The 23,571-nt window shown below is 74.3% G+C and carries 18 protein-coding genes and 1 pseudogene; 10 read left to right on the forward strand and 9 right to left on the reverse strand.

The genetic code is table 11. The features are described 5' to 3' along the window. From ACH4T9_RS01485 to ACH4T9_RS01495, 3 genes are read left to right on the forward strand one after another with little or no spacing between them, the layout of a single operon-like run. On the forward strand, positions 1-801 hold the full coding sequence (locus ACH4T9_RS01485) for an ABC transporter ATP-binding protein (RefSeq protein WP_396669252.1): 801 nt from the start codon (positions 1-3) through the stop codon (positions 799-801). After that, the gene (locus tag ACH4T9_RS01490) at positions 798-2,120 is read left to right on the forward strand and encodes a hypothetical protein (RefSeq protein WP_396669253.1); all 1,323 of its coding nucleotides are present in this window, start codon (positions 798-800) and stop codon (positions 2,118-2,120) included. The genes ACH4T9_RS01485 and ACH4T9_RS01490 overlap by 4 nt, the downstream gene beginning before the upstream one ends. Before the next feature lie 38 nt (positions 2,121-2,158). Continuing rightward, positions 2,159-2,719 (forward strand): hypothetical protein, encoded by a 561-nt coding sequence (locus ACH4T9_RS01495; protein WP_396669254.1) that lies wholly within the window; start codon positions 2,159-2,161, stop codon positions 2,717-2,719. 3 nt (positions 2,720-2,722) lie between these two features. On the opposite strand, the pseudogene ACH4T9_RS01500 reads toward ACH4T9_RS01495, so the two are convergent. Further along, a pseudogene (locus ACH4T9_RS01500) lies at positions 2,723-3,028 on the reverse strand (hypothetical protein); the annotation flags it as partial. 163 nt (positions 3,029-3,191) lie between these two features. Between ACH4T9_RS01500 and ACH4T9_RS01505 the strand changes: the two are divergent. After that, the gene (locus ACH4T9_RS01505) at positions 3,192-4,568 is read left to right on the forward strand and encodes a M23 family metallopeptidase (protein ID WP_396669255.1); all 1,377 of its coding nucleotides are present in this window, start codon (positions 3,192-3,194) and stop codon (positions 4,566-4,568) included. Between the two features lie 223 nt (positions 4,569-4,791). Here ACH4T9_RS01505 and ACH4T9_RS01510 read toward each other — a convergent pair whose 3' ends face one another. After that, complete coding sequence (locus ACH4T9_RS01510) at positions 4,792-5,646, reverse strand: hypothetical protein (protein ID WP_396669256.1); 855 nt, start codon at positions 5,644-5,646, stop codon at positions 4,792-4,794. 192 nt (positions 5,647-5,838) lie between these two features. Between ACH4T9_RS01510 and ACH4T9_RS01515 the strand changes: the two genes are divergently transcribed. Then, a complete protein-coding gene (locus ACH4T9_RS01515) occupies positions 5,839-8,796 on the forward strand; it encodes a BTAD domain-containing putative transcriptional regulator (RefSeq protein WP_396669257.1) in 2,958 nt (985 codons plus the stop codon). 137 nt (positions 8,797-8,933) lie between these two features. Here the strand turns inward: ACH4T9_RS01515 and ACH4T9_RS01520 are convergent, their stop codons facing one another. From ACH4T9_RS01520 to ACH4T9_RS01540, 5 genes are all read right to left on the reverse strand, one after another. Beyond that, on the reverse strand, positions 8,934-9,980 hold the full coding sequence (locus ACH4T9_RS01520; protein ID WP_396669258.1) for a hypothetical protein: 1,047 nt from the start codon (positions 9,978-9,980) through the stop codon (positions 8,934-8,936). 79 nt (positions 9,981-10,059) lie between these two features. Continuing rightward, positions 10,060-10,716 (reverse strand): 4'-phosphopantetheinyl transferase, encoded by a 657-nt coding sequence (locus ACH4T9_RS01525; protein ID WP_396669259.1) that lies wholly within the window; start codon positions 10,714-10,716, stop codon positions 10,060-10,062. A 240-nt stretch (positions 10,717-10,956) separates the two neighbouring features. Then, a complete protein-coding gene (locus ACH4T9_RS01530; RefSeq protein WP_396669260.1) occupies positions 10,957-11,802 on the reverse strand; it encodes a peptidase in 846 nt (281 codons plus the stop codon). A gap of 2 nt (positions 11,803-11,804) precedes the next feature. Next, positions 11,805-13,121, reverse strand: coding sequence for a VWA domain-containing protein (locus ACH4T9_RS01535; RefSeq protein ID WP_396669261.1), 1,317 nt, complete (start codon positions 13,119-13,121; stop codon positions 11,805-11,807). Positions 13,122-13,627: 506 nt separating this feature from the next. Then, positions 13,628-15,346, reverse strand: coding sequence for a dolichyl-phosphate-mannose--protein mannosyltransferase (locus ACH4T9_RS01540; RefSeq protein WP_396669262.1), 1,719 nt, complete (start codon positions 15,344-15,346; stop codon positions 13,628-13,630). Between the two features lie 92 nt (positions 15,347-15,438). Between ACH4T9_RS01540 and rsmI the strand changes: the two genes are divergently transcribed. Beyond that, on the forward strand, positions 15,439-16,278 hold the full coding sequence (gene rsmI / locus ACH4T9_RS01545; protein WP_396669263.1) for a 16S rRNA (cytidine(1402)-2'-O)-methyltransferase: 840 nt from the start codon (positions 15,439-15,441) through the stop codon (positions 16,276-16,278). Positions 16,279-16,365: 87 nt separating this feature from the next. Here rsmI and ACH4T9_RS01550 read toward each other — a convergent pair whose 3' ends face one another. Beyond that, positions 16,366-17,646, reverse strand: a complete 1,281-nt coding sequence (locus ACH4T9_RS01550) for a hypothetical protein (RefSeq protein WP_396669264.1) — start codon at positions 17,644-17,646, stop codon at positions 16,366-16,368. A 221-nt stretch (positions 17,647-17,867) separates the two neighbouring features. On the opposite strand from ACH4T9_RS01550, the gene metG reads away from it, so the two are divergent. Then, positions 17,868-19,682: a methionine--tRNA ligase gene (gene metG, locus ACH4T9_RS01555; protein ID WP_396669265.1), complete on the forward strand. Its 1,815-nt coding sequence runs from the start codon at positions 17,868-17,870 to the stop codon at positions 19,680-19,682. Between the two features lie 94 nt (positions 19,683-19,776). Here the strand turns inward: metG and ACH4T9_RS01560 are convergent, their stop codons facing one another. After that, a complete protein-coding gene (locus ACH4T9_RS01560) occupies positions 19,777-20,628 on the reverse strand; it encodes an alpha/beta fold hydrolase (protein ID WP_396669266.1) in 852 nt (283 codons plus the stop codon). A 105-nt stretch (positions 20,629-20,733) separates the two neighbouring features. Between ACH4T9_RS01560 and ACH4T9_RS01565 the strand changes: the two genes are divergently transcribed. The 3 genes from ACH4T9_RS01565 to ACH4T9_RS01575 are packed head-to-tail and all read left to right on the forward strand — an operon-like array spanning position 20,734 to position 23,480. Then, on the forward strand, positions 20,734-21,648 hold the full coding sequence (locus ACH4T9_RS01565) for a TatD family hydrolase (RefSeq protein WP_161686865.1): 915 nt from the start codon (positions 20,734-20,736) through the stop codon (positions 21,646-21,648). Further along, positions 21,645-22,514, forward strand: coding sequence for a 16S rRNA (adenine(1518)-N(6)/adenine(1519)-N(6))-dimethyltransferase RsmA (rsmA, locus tag ACH4T9_RS01570; protein WP_396669871.1), 870 nt, complete (start codon positions 21,645-21,647; stop codon positions 22,512-22,514). The genes ACH4T9_RS01565 and rsmA overlap by 4 nt, the downstream gene beginning before the upstream one ends. Before the next feature lie 9 nt (positions 22,515-22,523). Next, positions 22,524-23,480: a 4-(cytidine 5'-diphospho)-2-C-methyl-D-erythritol kinase gene (locus ACH4T9_RS01575; protein ID WP_396669267.1), complete on the forward strand. Its 957-nt coding sequence runs from the start codon at positions 22,524-22,526 to the stop codon at positions 23,478-23,480. Positions 23,481-23,571: the final 91 nt, after the last annotated feature.

Below are 23,571 nucleotides of genomic sequence, written 5' to 3' on the forward strand. Positions count from 1 at the left end.
ATGCGTACGGTGAGCGCGGCCGAGACAGCCCCCACCACCTATCCCTGGGTGGTCCATGCCGAAGGACTGCGCGTGCGCGCCGGCCGGCACCTGGCCGTCGACGGGCTCGACCTGGCCCTCGACACCGGCGTCCACGGCCTGCTGGGGCCGAATGGGGCCGGCAAGACCACGCTGATGCGCGCGCTGGCCACGGTGGTGAAACCGGCCGGCGGGCGGCTGACGCTGCTCGGGGAGTCGGTCGACGGCCGTGCCGACCTGCGGCGGGTACGTCGCGGGCTGGGCTATCTGCCGCAGCAGTTCGGGTTCTATCCGCGCTTCACGGTGCGGGAGTTTGTCGAGTACATGGCGTGGCTCAAGGAGATGCCGAAGACCGCGGTGCCGGGCGCGGTGCAGCGGGCGATCGATCGGGTCGGCCTCACGGCCAAGGCGGGTGCCCGGATGAAAACGTTGTCCGGCGGCATGCTGCGCCGGGCGGGCATCGCGCAGGCGATCGTCAACGATCCGGCGGTGCTGCTGCTCGACGAGCCCACCGTCGGTCTCGACCCGGAGCAGCGCCTCGACTTCCGGGAGTTGCTGCGCGACATCGGCGTCGACAGTTGCGTACTGGTCTCCACACACCTGGTCGAGGACGTGGTGGCCGCGTGCACCGATGTCGTCATGATCAACGAGGGTCGGCTCGTCTACCAGGGCACCCCGGCCGACCTGGTCGCGCAGGGCGGACAGAGCGACGCCGGCGACAGTGCGGCCGAGCGGGGCTATTCCGCGCTGCTGCGCCGGCACCGGGCGGAGGCCGGTCGATGAGCCGCATCTTCGGTATCGAACTGCGCCGCTCCGCAGCGCTCGGAACCGCCCTGACCCTGCTGCTGGTCGGCGTCGTGCTGCTCTTCTTCGCCGACGGGATCGGCTTCGCGACCGGATGGATGCAGCTGGCCATGACCCAGCGGCTCTATCTGGCGGTGCTGTGGCCCCTGGCGCTGGCCGCCGGCGCCTGGCAGGCCCGCCGCGAGCACCGCTCGAACGTGACGGAACTGTTCGCCAGCACCCCTCGCCCGGCGGTGCAACGGACGACGCCGACGCTCGGTGCGATGGCTGTCGCGGTGGTCTGCGGATACCTGGCGATGGCTCTGGCAGGGGCGTTGTGGATCATCGGCACCGCCGAGTACCTGCCGGTGTCGGTCCTTGGCGTCATGGCCGTCGGCGCCCTGGCGCTGATCGCGGCAGCTTGGCTCGGCCTGGCGGTCGGCCGCCTGCTGCCGTCGCCGGTGACCGCTCCGGCGCTCGGCGTGGCGGGCCTGGCGCTGCTGCTGCTCATTCCCGCCGCGACCCGTCCCCGGGGCTGGCTGGCCCTGGTGTTCTCGCCGATCTACGAGATGAACATGCCGGGTGCCTACGCGACCGTGCCCGGCCGGGCCAGCGTCGCCCAGGCCGTCTGGTTGACGGCTCTCGCCGTCTCCGCCGTGCTGCTGTTCGCGTTCAGCGGCTGGCGGATCCGCGTGGCGGCGCTGCTGCCGGTGGTGGTCGGCGCCGCGCTGGCGATCACGGTCATGCCCCACCAGAACAGACTCGTCACCGACGCGCTCGACCCGGTGGCGAAGGAACTGGTGTGCGCCGAGGACGAACCGCGGGTATGCGTCAGCCGGGTCCATTCCGGGCTGCTGTCCGAGGTGACCCCGGGAGCTCGGGAAGGTCTGTCGATATTGGCGAAGCTGCCCGACGCGCCGACCCGGGTGCACGAGGACACCACCACGTACTTCCCCGACAGCTACCCGCAGTGGAACAAGGATGTCGTCCTGCTCCACGTCGAGGCCGGCTCCAACGGTCACCTCAAGGACGAGGCCGGTGTGCCGGCGGACGTGGTGTCCGGGGCGTTCGCCAGCCCACCTGGATGCGAGAACTCCGCCAACCGGGCAGAGAAACTGGCAGCCGCCTACTGGTTGATCGGACGCGAGCCGGTGGCCGGCAACATCTACGAAGCCGAGTATGTCGCCGAAGCCGGGCAGCTGTGGCGCGACCTGCGAGGGCTGCCCGCAGGCGAGGGGGACGCCCGGGTGAGCGCACTGCGCCAGGCCGCAGTGACCTGCTCGGTCGGCGACGGACCGCTCTCCCGGAGCGCGCGATGAGGTGGCTGACGCTCTACCTACGCTCCCGGCGGGTCCCGATGGCGCTGGTCGCGGCCGGCGGCTGTGCGGCGCTGATGTGGTCACTGTGGTCGGTGTTCTCCGACGACCGCGGCGTAGACGTACTGATGGTCGTCCTGACGGTCTTGCTGCTGGTCGCCGCACTGACCGCCACGCTCGGCGGCCCCGACGACGCCATCGAGAGAACGGCCGGGATGCCCTGGCCGCCGCGACGGGCCGCGCATCTGCTGGCGGCGTTCCTGGTCATAGTGGTGTTGCTGCTGGCCACGCTGGCGACCGGGGCCCGCTTCGGCCCTGCCTGGTTGGTGGTGCGCGACGCGGCCGGGCTGCTCGGACTGACCGCCCTGGGCGCCGCGGCCATCGGCACCGCCCGAGCGTGGTTCCTGCCGCTGGGCTGGACGCTGGCCGCGATCCTGTTCCCTCAGCCGGAACCGATCGGGCGAGTCCTGACGTGGCAGGCGCAGCCTCCGGGGAGTACCGCTGCGGCCGTGACGGCAGGACTGCTCGCGCTCGGTGGGCTCATCGCGTACGCGGCGGTCGGGTCGGCTCCGCGCGCGCCCGCCGAGGCCGCCCAGCAATGACCTGGGTGCGCGGCGCGTGAGCCAGGCGAGGGGTTGTCCGGTCAGTGCCGCGTCGGCGATGCGGTGCGCGGAGGCGGTCTTGAGTGCGGCGCGACTGCTGTCGATCCAGCGCTGGACGTTGTCGATGCCTTGATGGTGGTATTCGACGGCATGAACGAGGTATTCGAGGCTGTCGGCGTCGTGGGCGACGATGGCTTCCAGGGTCTCGCCGGCCTCGCATTTGTTGACGGTGTCGGTGACGGCGGGTGGGCAGTCGGCGACCTGGTCCGCGGTGACGGTGGTGTTGGATGCGGCGGTGAGGTAGCGCTTCGGCCCGGGCGATCGGGCTGACCCCGTCGTGAGTCAACCCTCCACCAGCGGTCAGGAATGCTCACCGCATCGCCTGGGTGGGGCGTCCGACGGGAGGCTCCGACGGGGGGCAGTAGGATCGACATCCTTCTACCTAGTCGTCTTATTCGGAGGGGACTCCTCAATGACGGGTCTATTCACCCGCGTCCTCACGTCGGCCTGTCTGGCGCTCGCGACCGCCGGCGCCTCGGTGCTCGCGGTCGCGGGCACCACCGCTGTCATGGCCACGCCGGCCCATGCCGCCGGCCCCCGGCCCAACTTCCAGATGCCGGTTCCCTGCGGCGAGACATGGAGGATGGCCACCTACTACGGCCACGACGACTACGACATCGACCTGACCTTCACCGGCGGGGCCAGCAACGGCCGGCCGATCCTCGCCTCGTACAGCGGCACCGTCACGTTCGCCGGCTGGGGGAACAGCGGCGGCTGGTACGTGATCATCGATCACGGCGGCGGTTGGCGGACGCTGTACCTGCACATGATCGAGTCGCCGATGGTCCGCGCCGGGCAGGGGGTGTCGACCGGCCAGCAGATCGGCCGGGTCGGTAGCACCGGCAACTCCACCGGCCCGCACCTGCACTACGAGCAGGTGCGCGACGGCGTCAAGACCGAGTCGTACTTCAACGGGGTGGCCTCCGGCATCACCTCCGACGGCAGCCCGAACACCGGTCCGCTGTACATCTCCGGCCCCACCTCGGCGGCCCGGAACATGACCAGCCAGAACTGTGGGCAGGTCAACACCAACCGCCAGGTGTACGAGTCCGGCAGCCACAGCGGCTGGCAGATGCTGCCGGTCAACGGCATCACCGGCTCGGCCACCGCGTCGATGGTCATGGGCACGAACAAGCTGCTCTACACCGTCAACGACGGCCGGGTGTACGAGGCGTCCAGCGACACCGGGTGGCGCAACCTGTGGACCGGCATCTCCGGCGTCAGCAACAACGCCCTGGCCGTGATCAGCGTCGACGGCGTGAAGTACGTCTACACCGTGGCCGGGGGGATGGTGCACGAGGCGTCCAGCGCCAACGGTTGGCGGAACCTGAACACGGGCATCTCCGGGGTCAGCGCCAACGCCTTGGCCGCGATCAACCTCAACGGTGTGAAGATCGTCTACACCGTGGCCGGGGGCTCGGTGCACGAGGCGGCCAGCAACAGCGGTTGGCGGAACCTGAACACGGGCATCTCCGGGGTCAGCGCCAACGCCCTGGCCGTGATCAGCGTTGACGGCGTGAAGTACGTCTACACCGTGGCCGGGGGGATGGTGCACGAGGCGTCCAGCGCCAACGGTTGGCGGAACCTCAACTCCGGTATCTCCGGGGTCAGCGCCGACGCCCTGGCGGCGATCAACCTCAACGGTGTGAAGATCGTCTACACCGTGGCCGGGGGTGTGGTGCACGAGGCGGCCAGCAACAGTGGTTGGCGGAACCTCAGCTCCGGTGTCCGTGGCACGGCCGTCTCGGCGACGAGCAACAGCGGTGTGAAGATCCTCTACACCGTCTGACAGCCATTCCGGCACGCCCGGACCGCACGGTCCGACTACGCCTGCCTGGCGACCAGACCCGGGATCCCGCTGGATACGGGATCGGATCGCCAGGCAGGCGGCCCCGTTCAGGCCTCTCCTTGTCGGCCCGTGTCCCCGACGGCGCCGGTCGACGTGGCCGATCCCGGTCGCCACCCGGGCCGGTCCGGGTTCCGCCACCGCCGGCGGCACCCGGACCCACGGGTCAGCTACCGCAGATGCCGTACCCGTTGAGGCTCCAGTTGCCGGCGAAGCCGTCGGCGTCCTCGGTCGCCCGCACCCGCACGGTGGTGCCCGAGGTGATGTTGATGGCGTTGAGCAGCACCTGCCCGTTGCCGGCGTTGATGTCCGCCCCCGCGCTGTAGAGCGCCTTGCCGGCCGGGCAGGTCCTGAAGTGGGTGTGCTGGGGGTCGCTCGAACTCGTCCCCGTCACCACGATCCGCTCCAGCCCGGCGGGCGCGGTGGCGCAGACCGCGAACGACGTGGCGCTCCAGCCGGTCGGCGAGGTGCCCTGCACCGCGACCGCCCGGACGGTCACCGACGTCAGGTCGGACGACGGGACCACCTGATCGAGCACGACGTCACCCAGGCCGCTGTTGATCCGCCCGCCCATCCCGATGACCTTCTTCGTCCCGCAGCTGGCCGTGACGAACTCCGTCCCGACCGCCCCGGTGGTCGCCACGACCTGGTAGCCGGCCGGTGTGGTGGCGCACTGGGCGAGGGCCTGGAGCCCCCAGTCGCCGGTGAAGTTCGTCGGGCCGACCTCCCGCATCGTCACGAAGAAGCCGGTGCCGTTCGCCAGCGGCTCCAGCCGGTCCAGCCCGACCCGGCCGTCGGCCGTCGACCCGGCCGTGAGGAAGCCGCCGCCCCCGGTGACCACCTTGCCGGCCGGGCACGACGCGAGCGCCGACTTGTCCAGGCTGCTCTCGGCCGCCAACTGGGTGACCGTCTCCAGCCCGGCGGGGTCCGCCGAGGCCGGCACCGCCCCGCCGATCGCCCCCAGCACCGCCGCCGCCCCGACGACCGCCGTCAGCACGCTACGTCCCCTGATTGCTCGCATTGTCGATCTCCCTGTCCACCCCGGACGGCCGGCGCGTTAACACCGGCCCGTCGCCGCCGGTCCGTCGCCGGCAGCTGGGGATAGCCTGGGCGGCCACGCTTGGCGTCCACTATCCGACGGCTTGCCGCCGGCCACCCCCGCGCATCCCGTCCATAGACTTGGCTCGTCCGATCACGACTGGTGGGGAACGTCATGCGGTGGTCCGTCCTCGGTCCTGTCCAGGTGACCGCCGGGGACCGGGTCCTCGCCATCGACCGTCCCCAGCAACGCGCGGTGCTCGCGCTGTTGCTGCTCGACGCCGACCGGCTGGTCCCCGCCGGGCAACTCGTGGCGGCGCTCTGGGCGGACGACCCACCGGCCACCGCCCGGACCCAGGTGCAGGTCTGCGTCTCCCGGATCCGGGCGGCCCTGCGCGCCGAGGGCGTGGCCCACCTGCTGGTCACCCAGGGCGGCGGCTACCGGCTCACCGTACGCGGGACGGAGCTGGACCTGGCCGAGTTCACCGCGGCGGTCGAGCAGGCCCGCGTCGAGGAGGCGGCCGGCCGGCCTGCGGAGGCGGCGCGGCTGCTGCGCGCCGGCCTGGCGCTGTGGCGCGGGCCGGCGCTGGCCGGCGCGGCGGGTGCCTTCGTCGCCACCGCAGCCGCCGGCCTGAACGAGCAGCGGCTGGCCGCCCACGAGCGGCTCGCCGCCGTGGAACTCGGCCTCGGCCGGTGCGCCGGGGTCGCGCACGCCCTGCGCCCCCTCGTCACCGCCCACCCGCTGCGCGAGCCCCTGGTGGCCCGGTACCTGCTCGCCCTGGCCGGCTGCGGCCAGCAGGCCGCCGCGCTGCGGTTGTACGCCGAGACCCGGCACCAACTCGTCGACGAACTGGGTGTGGAGCCGGGTGCCGAACTGGCCGAGGCTCACCTGCGGGTGCTGCGGGGCCAGGTGCCAACCGCCACCGGGCCCGCCCCGCCCGTCCCCGCCGGGGCAGTCGCGTCCCCGCCCGCCGGGCCGCCCCCGACGCAGCTCCCCGGCGAGCCAGCCTGGTTCACCGGGCGGACGGCGGCGCTGCGCGAGCTGAACGACCTGCTGCCCGGCGATCCCGCCGGCGAGGACGGCACCATGCGCACCGGCGACGCCGGCGGGGACGGTGCCGGCCGGGCGGTCGTGATCTCCGCGATCGCCGGCACCGCCGGGGTGGGCAAGACCACCCTCGCGGTGCACTGGGCGCACCGGATCGCGCATCGCTATCCGGACGGCCAGCTCTACGTCAACCTGCGCGGGTTCGACCTCGACGGCCGGGCCGTCCCGCCGGCCGAGGCGCTGCGCGGCTTCCTGGCGGCGCTGCACGTGCCGCCCCAGCGGGTGCCCACCGACCTGCCCGGGCAGTCCGCGCTGTTCCGGAGCCTGCTCGCCGGCCGGCGGGTGCTGGTGCTGCTCGACAACGCCCGCGACGACGAGCAGGTGCGGCCCCTCCTTCCGGGCTCACCGGACAGCCTGGTCGTGGTGACCAGCCGCAACCGGCTCACCGGGCTGGTCGTCAGCGACGGGGCCCGTCCGGTGACCCTGGACCTGCTCGCGCCCGCGGAGTCGCGGGAACTGTTGGGCCGCAGGCTCGGCCGAGGTCGCGCCGGCACCGAGCCGATGGCGCTCAACGAAATCGTGCGGCGCTGCGCCGGCCTGCCGCTGGCGCTGGCCATCGTGGCAGCCCGGGCTGTCGGACAGCCTGACGTGCCGCTGGCCGCCCTCGCCGCGGAACTGCGCAGGACCAACGCGGACCGGCTCGCCGCGCTGGAGACCGGTGACCCCGCGACCGACGCCCGGGCGGTCTTCTCCTGGTCGTACCGGGCGCTGGACGCCGCGTCCGCCCGGCTGTTCCGGTTGCTCGGTCTGCACCCCGGCCCCGACGTCGCGCGGCCGGCGGTGGCCAGCCTGGCCGGCCTGCCCCCGTCCCGGGTCGGCCCGTTGCTGGTCGGGCTGGCCCGGGCGAACCTGCTCACCGAGCGCGTCCCCGGCCGGTACGCCATGCACGACCTGCTCCGCGCCTACGCCTCAGAGCTGTGCCACGAGGCCGACCCGGAGCCCGAGCGGACAGCCGCCCGGAGCCGCCTTCTCGACCACTACCTGCACGCCACGCACGCGGCGGACCACCTGCTCGACCCGTACCGGCTGGCCCGGCCGGCGACGCTGCCGGCACCGGAGCCGGGAGTGACGGTGGGCGACCGGCCGGACCACGCCTGGGCGACCGGCTGGTTCACCGCCGAACACCACGTCCTGCTGGCCGCCGTGGAACAGGCGGCGGGCACCGGCCTGGACCGGCACGCGTGGATGCTGGCCGCCGCCCTCACCACGTACCTCGACCGGCGCGGGCACTGGCCCGAACTGGCCGCCGCGCACCGCACCGCCCTCGCGGCGGCCCGGCGCCGGGGCGACCTGGCCGGGCAGGCCCTGGCGCACCGGGGCCTGGCCATCGCCTGCACCTGGCTGGGCGACCACCGGGGCGCACACCTGCACTACGGCCGTGACCTGGAGCTCTACCGGGAGCTGGGCGACGACACCGGTCGGGCGCACACGCACCTCGGGGTGAGCTGGGTGCTGGCCCGGCAGGGCCGGCACCGGGCGGCGCTCGACGAGACGCAGCGGGCGCTCGACCTCTACCGGGCCGCCGGCTACCGGGTCGGGCAGGCCAAGGCGCTCAACAACCTGGGCTGGCTGCACGCCCGCCTCGGCGAACCCGGGCCGGCGCTGCGCTGTTGCCAAGCGGCCCTGCGGCTGCACGAGGAGAACGGCGACCGGCACGGCGCCGCCCTGACCTGGGACAGCCTCGGCTACGTCCACCACGGGCGCGGTGACCACGGGCAGGCCGCGGACTGCTACCGGCGGGCGCTCGCGCTGCACCGCGAGCTGGGCGACCGGTACGACGAGGCGGAGGTGCTGGACAACCTCGGCGACGCCGAGCGCGCGGCCGGCGACCTCGCCGCCGCCCGGCGGGCCTGGCGGGCGGCGTCGGCCATCTTCGACGAGCTGCGCCACCCCGACGCCGACCGGCCCCGGGCCAAGCTGGCCGCCACCGCCGGGCCGCCCCGACCACCGTCGTACCGGCCCGCCCCACTCGTGGTCGGCCAGACCACCCCCGGCCACGTGGCGCCTGCCGAGCGGCACCCGTGACGTAGGGGGTGCCCTCAGCCCTTCAGCGATCGGGTCATGTCGCGGTTGGAGGCCGCCCCCCGGCAGGGGAGCGGCCTCCAACCGCGTCGCTGGGTGGCCGGTCGACGCACCCGGTCATCCGGGTACGCGGATCGGACCTACGGCTTCCAGGAGCCGGCGGCCTCAAACTTGTGCCGGTACTCCATCGCGCCGTTCTGGTTGGCCACGTCGAAGGTGACGCTGCCGGTGCGCTTGCTGCCCTCCCGCAGGTTGACGCCGGAGTCGAGCAGGTCGCCGCAGCCGGCGAACGCGCCTGCGATCCCGTTCTCCGTGGTGCCGTCGTCGGCGACCCACTGGAAGTAGAACGGGTTGATCGACATCTTGCCCTTCTTCACCGTCGCGGTGACGTCCGCGATCAGGTAGAGCCCCTTGTCGGGCGCGGACGAGTACGCCTTGCAGCCCTTGGTCGAGGTGCGGAACCGCAGCACCGTGATCTCCAGGGTGCCCTCGTCGTCGGTGATGACCAGGCTCTGGCCGGCCTTCAGGTTGAACGTCTCACCGTCCGCCGGGGACGAGGACGAGGACGGGCGGTCGGTCGGCAGGCCGCTCGGATCGGCGGTCTTCACCGGCCCGGGAAGCTGCCGCTCCGCCTCCTTCGCCGCCTCGTCGACGCCCTTCACGAGCGCCACCACGCCACCGATGCAGCAGAGCAGGGCGAGCACCGCCGCGACGACCGCGATGATGATGATCGGCTTCTTGCTGCTCTTCTTCGGCTGGACCGGGCCGAGCGGGTAGCCCGGGCCGCCCGGCGCGGCACCCGGCTGGTACGGCTGGTACGGCGATCCCGAGGTGGGCGGGTACGGCGTGCCGGACACCGGCGGATACGCCGCGTCCGGGGCGGGCGGCGGCGGGTACCCACCCGGCTGGTACGCCGGATCCGGGTTGGCCGGCGGCGGGTATCCACCCGGCTGGTACGCCGGATCGGCGGGCGTGAACCCGCCCTGCGGCGGCTGGTACGGGGACCCGGAGGCCGGCTGGTACGGGGCGCCGGAGACCGGCGGCGGCGTGTACGGCGCACCGGACACGGGCGGCGGGGGCAGCGGTGCGGTCGGATCGGCCGGCCACTGCGGCACGGGCGCCGTCGGCGGTTCCTGGTTCGGCTGGTATGGATCCTGCGGCCCGTAAGGGGGCTGGGGGTGGCTCACCGTACTCCTCGGCACCTGATCACGATCGCGACGACCTGACGGTATCGCCCCCGGCAAGGCTCCGGGTGCACGTACCGTCTCAGCGGGGTAACAGGATAGCGGCGGTGCGGACCAGGCCGGCGTCGACGGTGAACCGTCCGGTGATCGTCGCGGGTGGGTCGGGCACCGGGGCGGCATCCAGCCGGGCGGCGGCGATCCGGGCCGTGAACAGGCCGGAGTCCGGGTCCAGCTCGACCAGGGCGTCGTGGAAGTCGAGCCAGGTGCCGACGATCGGATGCCAGACCTTGTAGACGGTCTCCTTGGCGCTGAACAGCACCGCCGGCCAGGAGATGCCGGCCGGCAGCCGAGCGCACCCGTCCCACTCCTCGGGCAGGCCGATCAGCCGGCGTACCCCGGCGTTGAGCTCCTTGTGCTGCTCGGCGTCCATGCCGACGGAGCGGACCTGGTCAACGCGGGCCGCCGCCGCGGCGCAGTAGCCGTGGGTGTGGGTGATGGTGCCGACCACCCCGGCCGGCCAGACCGGGGACCGGTCCGGTGCCGACGGCAGGGCGACCGCCGGCACCCCGAGCCGGGTGAGCGCCCGCCTGGCGCAGACCCGCCCGGCGGTGAAGTCCCGCTGCCGACTCTCCACCGCCCGCTCGCCGAGGCAGGCCCGCTCGGCGGGCAGCAACTCCCCGGTCCAGTCGTCGGACCCGGCGACGGCCACCGCCACCTCGGGCGGCAGCAGGTCACGCACGTCCGGCCCCGGCCGCCTCGGCCCGCCAGGCCAGCACCTGCTCGGTGGTCAACTCCCGGATGCTCATCGGTGCCGAACGTACCGCAAGGGGGCGGCGCCGGAGGGCCCCGGACGTGGCCCGACCGACCCCCGCCGGTGGCCGCCGCCCCCCCCGCGGGAGGGAGCGGCCACCGGCACGTCGGCGCGCGGCACGGCCGGGAGGGGCGTCGGTCGAGGGCGGTGGGCCGGGAGGGGCGTCGGTCAGGGGCGGCGCGGGCGGCGGGTCAGGGCGAAGCCGACCACGCCGGCCACGGCGGCCAGCACGCCGCCGACCGTGGTCCAGATCCAGCGCGAGGACCCCTCGGGCAGCCAGCCGGTGAGGAGGGACTCGTCGTCCTCCTCCTCGGCCGGTGCCGCCGCCGGCTCACCGGTCAGCACCGTGCCGGCCTTCGTGTTCGGCACCAGCGGTGCCTTCAGCTCCCCGTCGTCGGCCGGGGCGTCGCCGTCGCCCACGTCCGAGACCAGCAGGTCCACGTCGATCGGCAGCCCGAGGTCCGGCTCCGGCAGGTCCACCACCGAGAGCCGTACGTAGTACGTGCCGGGCAGCGGGTCGGCTGACCACGGCTCCGCCGAGGGCCGGACCTGACGCAGCGTGCAGCCGAGCGCGACGCTGGTGACCGACGCCGCGGCGGTCGGGGTCTGCGCCCCCGCCGTGCACGCCTGCCGACGGCGCAGGCCGTCGAAGACCTCGACGGTCCAGGTGGACGCGCCGGTGCGGCCCTTGGGGAAGCCGGCCGTCGCGGTGATCTCGTGGATCTGCCCGGCGCGGGCCGGGAAGGACCAGTAGAGGTGGTCGCCGGTCGACGCACCGACCCGGACCGGCTGCCCGGCGGTGATGCCGGTGGCGGTCAGGAACGAGGTGCCGGCCTTGGTGACCGTGGTGGCCCCGGGGGAGGGGGTGGGCGCGGCGAGCTCGTTCCGGATCGCGGGGGGCGGCGGCCCGGCCAGCGCGGGCGCGGTCGGCAGGGCCAGCGTGGCGGCGGTCGGCAGCGTCAGGACGGCGGCGGCGGCCAGCGCCGCCCCGGACCGGATCAGCGGGGTACGCATCGTCAGTTCTCCCTCCAGGTCGCGACCCACCAGCGGGTGAGCAGGCCGGCGACGAGGCCGGTGAGCAGGCCGGCCAGGGTCAGCAGCATCAGCAGCACCCAGCCCCGACCCAGGTCCGGCCCGCCCGGGGCGGGCGACGAGGCGACCACGTCCACGGTCAGCTCGATCGGCATGCCAGGGGTGGCCCGGGTGCCGGGACGGGGCGCGAAGGCGTTGCTGACCACCAGGCAGACGGTGGTCGGGGCGGCGTCGGCCTCGCCCGGCGCCGGGGTCGGCGTCTCCCCCTCGTCGGCGTCGTCCGAATCGGCGGCGGCCGACCAGCGCAGGCCTGCGGAGACCACGTCGGTACGGCCGCTGCCGGCGTCCACGCCGCGGACCAGCTCGCGGCCGTCCGGCGCGGTGGCCCGCAGCAGCACCCCGTAGTCCGGGTTGACCGGGCGGTCCAGCGCGATGCTCACCGAGGCACGCAGCTCCTGCCCGGGGCGCACCGGGACCCGGTACCAGCGGTGCTCGGAGAACTGCTCCCGGTCGGTGTAGACGCCGGGGGCGAGCAGCGGCGCGTCCGGGCAACGGGCGGAGCCGCCCACCACGGCCGGGGCCACGGTGTACGTGTCGCGGGCCCGGTCGACCAACTGCTTGATCCGTCCGGTCAGCTCGTCCGCGCTCTGCGCGGCCGTGTACGTTCCACCGGTCGCGTTGGCGATGCAGAGCAGTTGCCGGCGCACCTTCTCGTCGGGGGCCAGGCCGAGGGTGTCCACCACCAGCTTGGTGCCCTGCGCGGCCAGGTCCCGGGCCACCTCGCACGGGTCCGGCGGGGCGCAGGTGTCCTCGCCGTCGGTGATCAGCACGATCCGGCGGGCGGTGGCGCCGGTGCCCAGGTCCTGGGCGGCCGAGCGGAGCGCCAGCCCGACCGGGGTGAAGCCGGTGGGCCGGAGGGTCGCCACCGCCGCCTTGGCCTGGGTCCGGTCCACCTGGCCGACCGGCACGATCTGCTGGGTGTCCTGGCAGCCGACCTTCTTGTCCTTGCCCTTGTAGGTGGCGCCGAGGACCCGGATGCCGAGCTGGGTCTCCTCCGGCAGCGCGTCCACGACCTCGTTGAACGCCTGCTGCGCCACGGAGATCCGGCTCCGCCCGTCGATGTCCCGGGCCCGCATCGAGCCGCTGACGTCGAGCACCAGCTCGACCCGGGGCGGCTCGGTGGGGGTCTCCTCGTCGGCCCACGCGGGCGCGGGCCCGCTCAGCACGATCCCGGGACCGATCAGGACGGTCGCCGCCAGCAGTCCACCGAGGACGGATGTCGATCGTCTTCTGTTGATCACCGGGGCGAGTGTAGTGAGATCCACTCCGGACGGTCGGTCGCCCCCCGGCGGCTGCCCCGCACCCGGCAGACGGCCCAGAATGGCCCGCATGACCAGCACTCCGGCGGGGCCGGCCGTGGAGGTCTTGCCTGGCCTTCCCCGGATAACTGACGGTTAACTGCCGGGTGTAAACCACCAGGCTGGGGTGAGTCTCGTCAGAAATCTGACCCGAGTCCACCCGTTGTGCCGGTGGTTCCCGGTGGCTAAGCTTCACGTGCGCGCCCCAATCGCCCGCTTCCCCCGTGGCAGGCGATCGGGGCGCGCGTCTTCGTGTCGGGGCCATTTCTTCGTGCCCGGGCCCTTGATGTCCTCGCGCCGGAGCCGCTGGCTATCCGATATCCGACGCCGCCTCCGGTTTCCGCTTACCGGCTACCGGACTCGCCCCATCATCACCGTCCGCGACAGTCGGAACGCCCCCACGTCGGCGGTCGACCACCGGTCGCGGGGGCGCCGCCGCTGGGCCGTCGTCAGGTCCAGCGGCCGTCCAGCCAAATCCGGGCCGACCACTCCGCGTACGGCAGCAGCCTTCCCACGAAGATCGGATAGAAGTACGCGAAGCAGAGCGCGACCAGCAGCACATACGCGCCGACCACGATCCCGCCGACCAGCCGGCGGTCGGCCACGTCGTCCGGCCCGGGGGGTGGGGCCCCGGCCGGCGCCCGGGCACCGGCGGGGGCCGGAGAGACGATGGCGCCCAGCACGTAGACCACCGCCAGCACCAGGAACGGCAGGGCCGGCGCGGCGTAGAAGGAGAACATCGTCCGCCCGTCCAGGGCGAACCAGAACCAGGGCAGCAGGCCGGCCGCCGCGCAGAGCAGGATCGCCCCGGCCCGCCAGTCCCGCCGGGCGACGCCGATCCAGGCCGCCCCGAACAGGGCGGGCAGGAACGACCACCACAGCAACGGCGTGCCGAGCAGCAGGACCTCGCTGGCACAGGTCGGCGCTCCGCAGGCACCGTCACCGGACCAGTGGAACGCCACCGGCCGGCCGAGCAGCAGCCACTGCCACGGCCAGGACTGATACGGGTGTGACTTGGCCAAAGTTGTGTGGAAGCCGTACGCGGCCTTGTGGTACTCCCACAGGTTGTTCAGCGCCCCGAGGTACGGGGTGTCGCTGAGCCCGGGCACGTTCGGGTACCGGGCGGCGAGCCGGTAGTAGCCGTCGTCGGTCAGCAGCCAGCCCGACCAGGTGGCCACGTAGGTGACGACCATCAGCACCCCGGCCAGGGCAAGCCAGGGCACCTCGTCGAGCAGGGCGTCGCGCCAGGGCCGGCGCACCCCGGCGGACCGGCGTACGCCGACCTCCCAGAACAGGGCGAGCAGCGCGAAGGCCGGCAGGAAGTACACCGCGCTCCACTTCACCGCGCAGGCGCAGCCGAGCAGCACCCCGGCCGCCAGCCGCCACCAGGGCCAGTTCCGCCAGCCGCTGGCCGGCCGGCCCGCCCGCCCCGCGGCGGTGGGGTCCAGCCCGGCCTCCAGTGCCCGGCTCCACCGTCGCCGGCGGGCGTCCCGGTCGAGGACCAGGGCGCCGAACGCGGCCAGCACGAACAGCAGCAGGAAGATGTCGAGCAGGGCGGTGCGGGAGAGCACCAGGTGGAAGCCGTCCAGGGCGAGCAGCAGGCCGGCGGCGCAGCCGAGCGCGGTGGAGCGGAACAGCCGGCGGCCGATGCGGACCAGCAGCAGCACCGACACGATGCCGGCGATCGCGGCGCCGATGCGCCAGCCGAACTCCGGGGCGGTGGTCGTCAGGTGCCCCGGCACGGAGATGTTGTGCTCGGCGTCGGAGTAGCCGAAGGCCCACTCGCCGAGCCCGATCAGCCACTTGCCCAGCGGCGGGTGCACCACGTACGACGGGCCGTTGTCCTTGTAGTTCCACTCGATGCCCTTGTCGACCAGCCCCCAGCCGTCGCGGGCGTAGTAGATCTCGTCGAAGATCTTGCCCTTCGGGCTGCTGAGGCCGACCAGGCGCAGGATCGCCGCGATCGCCACCACGACGGCGGTGGCCAGCCACGAGTTGACGTCCAGCCGGGCATCGACGGTCGCCAGCCGCCGCCGCACGATGGCGGGGACGCCCCCACTGCCGCTGATGGGGGGAGGCGCGGACTCCTCGGTCGCGGCGCCGGCTGCGGCGTGCTCCGATTTCGCCTGGCCCGCGCTCGCGCTCTGCGCTGTCGACGCACTCGTCACGAAGCGATCGTAGGCTGCGGAGGTGCCCGGTGGCGCCCGTCGTCTCCAATACCGGAACAACTGTCGATGAAGGAGTGCGTCTCGTGGGTGAAATGTCCGAAGTTGGCCGCCTGGTCCTCCTCGGCGCGCCGCTCGGCAACCCGGCCGACGCGTCCGCCCGGTTCCGTGAGGTGCTCGCCGCCGCCGACGTGGTCGCCGCCGAGGACACCCGGCGGCTCACCCGGCTGGCCCGGGACCTCGACATCACCGTGTCGGGCCGGATCGTCTCCTACTTCGAGGGCAACGAGGAGCGCCGCACCCCCGAGCTGGTCGAGGTGCTCCGCGAGGGATACGTCGTGGCCCTGGTCACCGACGGCGGAATGCCCAGCGTCTCCGACCCCGGGTACCGGCTGGTCCGGGGCGCGCTCGACGCCGGTGTGCCGGTGACCGCCGCCCCCGGCCCGAGCGCCGTCACCACCGCGCTGGCCCTGTCCGGGCTGCCCAGCGACCGGTTCTGCTTCGAGGGCTTCCTGCCCCGCACCCCCGGCGCTCGGCGTTCCCGGCTGCGCGCCCTGGCCGGCGAGGAACGGACCCTGGTGCTCTTCGAGGCCCCGCACCGGATCACCGGTGCGCTCGCCGACCTGGCCGCCGAGTTCGGCGCCGACCGGCCGGCGGCGCTCTGCCGCGAGCTGACCAAGACGTACGAGGAGGTGGTCCGCCGGCCGCTCGGAGAGTTGGCCACCTGGGCCGCCGACAGCGGGCCGCGCGGCGAGATCACCCTGGTGGTGGCCGGCGCCGCGCCAGCCGCCGCCGAGCGACCGGACGACGCGACGCTGCGTGCCGCCGTGGCCGAACGAGAGGCCGCCGGCCTGTCCCGGCGGGACGCGATCACCGAGGTCGCCACCGGGTACGGCCTGCGCCGCCGCGACGTCTACGCGGTCGTGCACGCCTGAGGTGTCGGGAGGTCGCCCGCCGCCGCCCCGGCCGGCGGCGAGGTGGGCGGGACGGGACACGGGAGGTCCGCGCCCGGCTGGGGGGCGTCACCAGGCGTTGACAAGGAAGCCTGCCGTGATCACGAGCGGACCGGCCACGGCGGCGGCCACCGCCCAGCGGCGGTCCCGCCGATCGGTGAACAGGGTGGCGCCGGTGCACCGGGCGATCGCCCCACCGCAGGCCAGCACCAGCAACAGCCCGAGCAGCCAGCGCAGGTGCCGGCCGACCCCGGTGTCGGCGTACGCCGCATCGGACGCCGGCCCGGTCATCCCGGCGGGCAGGACGGAGCCGGTGGCGCTGCGCTCGGCGGGCACGCCGCTGATCCGCACCCCGAACGCGACGTACCGGCCGTCGTCGGCGGTGAAGATCCCCCGGCAGCGCTGGGTGAGCCCGCCGCCGGTGCACTCGTCGACCACCACGCTGCCGGTGACGCGGTGCCCGACGGCCAGCCAGAACGGGTTGACGCTCACCCAGGCGAAGAATGCGGCGAGCAGGCTCAGCGCCAGAAGCGCGGAAAGCCCTCGCCAGGGCTCCGGCGGCCGGGCAGGGCGGTCGGCCCGCCGACGGCGGACCCGGGCCGCCCGGTCGCCGTCGCCGTGCCGCCACCGGCCGTGCCCCTCCCCGAGCGGTGTGCCGTCCCAGTGCACCTCCTCGATCGGTGCCCAGAACAGCCCGTCGTCGGACCCCGGCGGGTCGCCGACGGCGGTTCCCGGGCGGGGCCGGCCGCCCGGCTGCCGGACCGGGACCCGGCGCGGCACGGCGCCGACCGGCGCCCCGGTGGTCGGCTCCACCTCCACCGGCCGGCCGGGGCCGCCGGTGGCCTGCCCGGGCACGACGCCCGAACCGGCCAGCAGCGCGCTCGGCCCGGCTGCGGGGTTCGGTCCGGGCCCGGAGCTCGGCGCGGGCGGGGCGGTTGGTCCGGGCCCGGAGCTCGGCGCGGGCGGGGCGGTTGGTCCCGGCGGGGCGGTTGGTCCCGGCGGGGCGGCCGGTCCGGACGGGACGCTCGGCGCCGGTGCGGCGGTCGGCCCCGGCAGGGCGGTTGGTCCGGACGGGACGCTCGGCGCGGGTACGGCGGTCGGCCCCGGCAGGGCGATCGGCGGGGTCGGCCCCGGCAGGGCGATCGGCCGGGGCGGCCCCGGCAGGGCGATCGGTCCGGTCGGCCGGGGCGTGGCGGCGGCGGGAGCCCCCGTCGGTCCGGCGGCCGGGACCGGTCGGGGCTGTGGCGCCACGGTCCCGGCCCGGGGCGACGGTCCGGGCGGCGGGTCGTCGTCGCGGGCCGACCCGGTGGGCGGCTCCTCGTGGTCCCGGGCGGCTCGGCTGGCGGTCACGGGCTTCATTGGACACCGGTCGGCGTGGGTGTCCAGGCAGCTCAGGCCGCGTGTCGGCGACAATTCGGGCAACGATCGTCCGCCCCGACGCCGCCCGGTCGCCGAGGCCCCCTCGCCCCGCCCCCGTCCGTGTCGGCCCGGCATGCCCGACGGGGCGTTGACCCGCCCGGGTGGCCTGTTGGTTCGCGGTGCACCCGGCGAGGTCACTAGGCTTGCTGGTCATGAGTCACGTTCTCGCGGCGGTAGCCTGGCCTTACGCCAACGGCCCGCGCCACATCGGCCACGTCTCCGGTTTCGGCGTTCCCTCCGACGTCTTCGCCCGGTACATGCGGATGGCCGGCCACGACGTGCTCATGGTGTCCGGCACCGACGAGCACGGCACCCCGATCCAGGTGCAGGCCGACGCCGAGGGGGTCACCCCGCGCGCGCTGGCCGACCGGTACAACCGGGTGATCGCCGAGGACCTGCGGGCGCTCGGGCTGTCGTACGACCTGTTCACCCGCACCACCACCCGCAACCACTACGCCGTGGTGCAGGAGTTGTTCTCCGGGATGCACCGCAACGGGTACATCGTTCCGAAGGTCACCGTCGGCGCGATCTCGCCGTCCACCGGCCGGACCCTGCCCGACCGGTACATCGAGGGCACCTGCCCGATCTGCGGGTACGACAGCGCCCGCGGCGACCAGTGCGACAACTGCGGCAACCAGCTCGACCCGGTCGACCTGATCAACCCGAAGTCCAAGATCAACGGCGAGACGCCGGAGTTCATCGAGACTGAGCACTTCTTCCTCGACCTGCCGGCCCTGGCCGACGCCCTGCGGCAGTGGCTGGACAGCCGGGAGGGCTGGCGGCCCAACGTGCTGCGGTTCTCCAAGAACCTGCTCGACGACCTCCAGCCCCGGGCGATCACCCGGGACCTGGACTGGGGCGTGCCGATCCCCCTCGACGGCTGGCGGGACCGGCCGGACAAGCGGATCTACGTCTGGTTCGACGCGGTCATCGGCTACCTGTCCGCGTCCATCGAGTGGGCCCGCCGCACCGGAGACCCGGAGGCGTGGCGGAAGTTCTGGAACCCGACGGGCGCCGAGGGCGGCACCGACGGTGACACCCAGAGCCACTACTTCATGGGCAAGGACAACATCGTCTTCCACTCGGTGATCTGGCCGGCGCTGCTCGGCGGCTACTCGGGTGGGGGCGCGCGCGACGGCGAGCCGGGCCGGCTGGGCCGGCTCAACCTGCCCACCGAGGTGGTCTCCAGCGAGTACCTGACCATGGAGGGGCGCAAGTTCTCCTCCTCCCGCAAGGTGGTCATCTACGTCCGGGACTTCCTGGAGCGGTACGACGCCGACGCGCTGCGCTACTTCATCGCCGTCGCCGGCCCGGAGAGCAACGACACCGACTTCACCTGGGCCGAGTTCCTCCGCCGCAACAACGACGAGCTGGTCGCCGGCTGGGGCAACCTGGTCAACCGGTCCGTCTCGATGGCGGCGAAGAACTTCGGCGCGATCCCGCCGGTCGACCCGGCGGGGCTCACCGAGGCCGACGAGGCGCTGCTCGCCACCGCCCGGGCCGGCTTCGAGACCGTCGGCGGCCTGATCGGCCGGCACCGGCAGAAGCAGGCCATCGGCGAGGCGATGCGGGTCGTCGCCGAGGCCAACAAGTACATCTCCGATCAGGCCCCGTGGAAGCTCAAGGACGAGGCGGACAAGCCCCGGATGGGCACCATCCTGCACGTCGCCCTCCAGGTGGTCAGCGACGCGAACACGCTGCTGACCCCGTTCCTGCCGCACTCCGCGCAGAAGATCCACGAGCTGCTCGGCGGCACCGGCGTGCACGCGCCGATGCCCGTGCTGGAGGAGGTCGACGACCTCGACGGCGGGCCCGCGTACCCGGTGCTGACCGGGGACTACACGGTCGGGACGCGCTGGGAGTCCGTACCGCTGGAGGCGGGCCGGCCGCTCGCGGCGCCGAAGCCGGTCTTCCGCAAGCTCGACCCGTCGATCGTCGACGAGGAACTGGCCCGGCTCGCCGGCTGACCACCGTCGGCCTGACCCGCCGCCGGCCCGACCCACCGCGCCGGCGCGGCCCCCGCCCCCGGGGACCGCGCCGGCCGTACGGCCGGCGGCGGCCTCAGCGTCGGGCCATCGCCGGGGCCACCACGAACTCCAGGATCGCGCGGTTCACCTCGTCGCTGTTGGTCCACGGGATGCCGTGCGGCGCTCCCTTGAGCGTGGTCAGCCGGCTGTCGGGCAGCATCGGCTGCAATCGCTGCCCGGTCGCCGCGTACGGCAGCACCCGGTCCTGGTCGCCCTGCACGATCAGCACCGGCACGTCGATCCGGGGCAGGTCCGGCCGGAAGTCGGTCAGCCAGGCGTCCACGCTCTGGTACGTGCCGATCGCCGAGGCCCGCGTGCCGATCTCCCAGTGCGCCCGGTACGCCTCCTCGCTGACCAACTTGCCCTTGTTGTCCGCATAGTTGAAAAAGTTGTCGCAGAAGCTGGTGAGGAACGCGAACCGGTCGGCGAGGATCGCCTGCTGAAACCCGTCGAACAGGCTCCGGTCCAGCCCTTCCGGATTGTCGGCGGTCTTCAGCAGGAACGGCGCGAGCGGGCTGAGCAGCACCGCCCGGTCCACCCGGCTCGACCCGTACGCGCCGAGGTAACGGGTCACCTCCCCGGTGCCCATCGAGTGCCCGATCAGGATCGCGTTGCGCAGGTCCAGCTCGGTCAGCAACACGTCCAGGTCGGCCGCGAACGTGTCGTAGTCGTACCCGGCGGCCGGTTGGCTGGAGTTTCCGAAACCCCGCCGGTCGTACGTGATCGTGCGGTAGCCGGCGGCGAGCAGGGCGCTGGTCTGCTTCTCCCAGGTCGCCCCGTTGAACGGGAACCCGTGGATCAGCACCACCGGCTGCCCGGCGCCGTGGTCCTCGTAGTACAGGTCGATGGGCGCGGAGTTCTCCGCGCCGACGGTGATGAAGGGCATGTCGTCTCCCGGAGCGGGGTCGGGGCCGTCGGACACCCGGCGCATTCCCGGCCCTCTTGCTGTTATGCCCGCCCACCACCGCTTCGGTCCGACCGGCGGTGTGTGATGCTGACGGCGATGACCGAGCCGACTGAGTCCCGCCGCCAACGGGCCACCCGCCGGGCCGGGGAGTTCCCGCCCGCGCCCGAGCCGCTGCCCCGCCCCGTGCCGGACAGCCACACCCACCTGGACATCACCGTCACCGAGGCCGGCGCCCCGGCCGGCGGGGCGGGCGGGAACGCCGCCGCCGACGACCCGGTCGCGGCGGCCGTCGCGGTGGCCGCCGAGGCCGGCGTGGACCGGCTCGTCCAGGTCGGCGTGGACGTGGCGTCCTCCGCGTGGAGCGCCGACGCGGCCGACCGCTACCCGGCGGTGCTGGCCACCGTCGCCCTGCACCCCAACGAGGCGCCCCGGCTGGCAGACCTCGACGAGGCGCTGCGGCAGATCGAGGCGCTCGCGGCCCGGGACCGGGTGCGCGGGATCGGCGAGACCGGGATGGACTTCTTCCGCACCGGCGACGAGGGCCGGGCCGCGCAGGAGGAGAGCTTCCGGGCGCACGTCGCCATCGCCAAGCGCTACGGCAAGGCCCTGGTCGTCCACGACCGGGACGCGCACGCCGACGTGCTGCGGATCCTCGACGACGAGGGCGCCCCGGACACCGTCGTGCTGCACTGCTTCTCCGGCGACGCCGGGTTCGCCGCCGACTGCGTGCGCCGCGGCTACCTGCTCAGCTTCGCGGGCACCGTCACCTTCGGCAGCGCCGTCGCGCTGCGCGAGGCCGCCGCGCTCACCCCGCTCGACCAGCTCCTGGTGGAGACCGACGCGCCGTACCTCACCCCCACCCCGCACCGGGGGCGGCCCAACGCGTCGTACCTCATCCCGCTCACCGTGCGGGCGCTGGCCGCGACCACCGGCGCGGACCTCGACGAGCTGTGCGCGGCGCTGTCGGCCAACGGCGAGCGCGCCTTCGGCCCGTGGTGACCGGCCTGCTCGGCCCGGCGGAGATCCGGGAACTCGCCGCCCGCCTCGGCGTGCACCCGACCAAGAAGCTCGGCCAGAACTTCGTGCACGACCCGAACACCGTCCGCCGGATCGTCACCGTCGCCGGCCTGGCCCCGGACGACGTCGCCCTGGAGGTCGGCCCCGGCCTCGGCTCGCTCACCCTGGCCCTGCTGCCGGTGGCCGAGCACACCCACGCCGTGGAGCTCGACCCGACGCTGGCCGCCGCGCTGCCGGAGACCGCCGCCCGGTTCGCCGGGCCGGCCGCCGCCCGCCTGACCGTGCACCACGCCGACGCCCTGCGGATCGGCGCCGCCGAGCTGGCCGACCCCGCGCCGACCGCGCTGGTGGCGAACCTGCCGTACAACGTGGCCGTGCCGGTGGTGCTGCACCTGCTGGCCGAGCTGCCCAGCCTCCGGCACGGCCTGGTGATGGTGCAGAAGGAGGTCGCCGACCGGCTCGTCGCCGGCCCCGGCTCCAAGGTCTACGGCATCCCGTCGGTCAAGCTCGCCTGGTACGCCCGCTCCCGCGCCGCCGGTAAGGTGCCGCCCAACGTGTTCTGGCCGGTGCCCAACGTCGACTCCGGCCTGGTCGCCTTCACCCGCCGCGAGCCGCCCCGCCCCGACGTACCCCGGAAACAGGTTTTCGCCGTCGTCGACGCCGCGTTCGCCCAGCGCCGCAAGACCCTGCGGGCCGCCCTGGCCGGCTGGGCCGGGGGCGCGGACCGGGCCGCCGCGGCGCTCACCGCCGCCGGCGTCGACCCCGGCGCGCGCGGCGAGTCGCTCACCGTCGAGCAGTTCGCCGCCATCGCCGCGTCGGCCCCGACCGCCCCACCGGCCGCGCAGTAGGCTGGCGCGGTGACCGAGGCCTGGGGACCGGACGACGATGACGACCAGCAGCGGCGCGGGGCCAGCGGCCCGGTCCGGGTGCGGGTGCCCGCCAAGGTCAACCTGCACCTCGGGGTGGGCCCGCTGCGCCGGGACGGCTACCACGAGCTGAACACCGTCTACCACGCCATCTCGATCTACGACGAGCTCACCGCCCGCCGCGGCGACACCCTCACCCTGACGATGGAGGGGGAGGGCGCCGGCGAGCTGGCCTTGGACGACACCAACCTGGCCATCCGGGCCGCCCGCGCCCTCGCCGGGTACGCGGGCGTCCCGCCGCACGCCCGGCTGCACCTGCGCAAGCAGATCCCGCTGGCCGGCGGGCTGGCCGGCGGCAGCGCCGACGCCGCCGCCGCGCTGGTCGCCTGCGACGCCCTCTGGGGCACCGGGCTGTCCCGCGACGAGCTGGCCGGGATCGCCGCCGACCTCGGCTCCGACGTGCCGTTCCTGATCTACGGCGGCACCGCGCTCGGCACCGGCCGGGGCGAGGCGGTCAGCCCCGTGCTGGCCCGTGCCACCTCCTGGCACTGGGTGGTCGCCATCGCCGACGGCGGGCTGTCCACCCCCGCCGCGTACGCCGAACTCGACCGGCTCCGCGACGCCGGGGCCGCCGGCCCGCCGCTGGGCAGCACCGACGGGCTGCTTGCCGCGCTGCGCCAGCGGGACCCCCGGGTGCTCGCCGCCAGCCTCGGCAACGACCTCCAGGACGCCGCGCTCGCCATGCGCCCGTCGCTGGCCGGCACCCTGAAGGCCGGCGAGGCCGCCGGGGCGCTCGCCAGCATCGTCTCCGGCTCCGGGCCGACCTGCGTGTTCCTCGCCGCGGACGCCGACGACGCCGAGCGGATCGCCGCCGAGCTGGCGACCGCCGGGGTGTGCCGCCAGGCGCGCACCGCGTACGGCCCGGTGCCCGGCGCGCGGATCGGCTGAGCCGGGAATACGCCCGCCGGGCGGGCGGAGCGTACGCCCGCCGGGGCGGCCCGGAGCGTCCGCGTACCCTTGGAGGCCAGGCGTCCTGAGG

Origin of the sequence: Micromonospora sp. NPDC020750 (assembly GCF_044334565.1) — a bacterium.
Taxonomy (GTDB): domain Bacteria; phylum Actinomycetota; class Actinomycetes; order Mycobacteriales; family Micromonosporaceae; genus Micromonospora.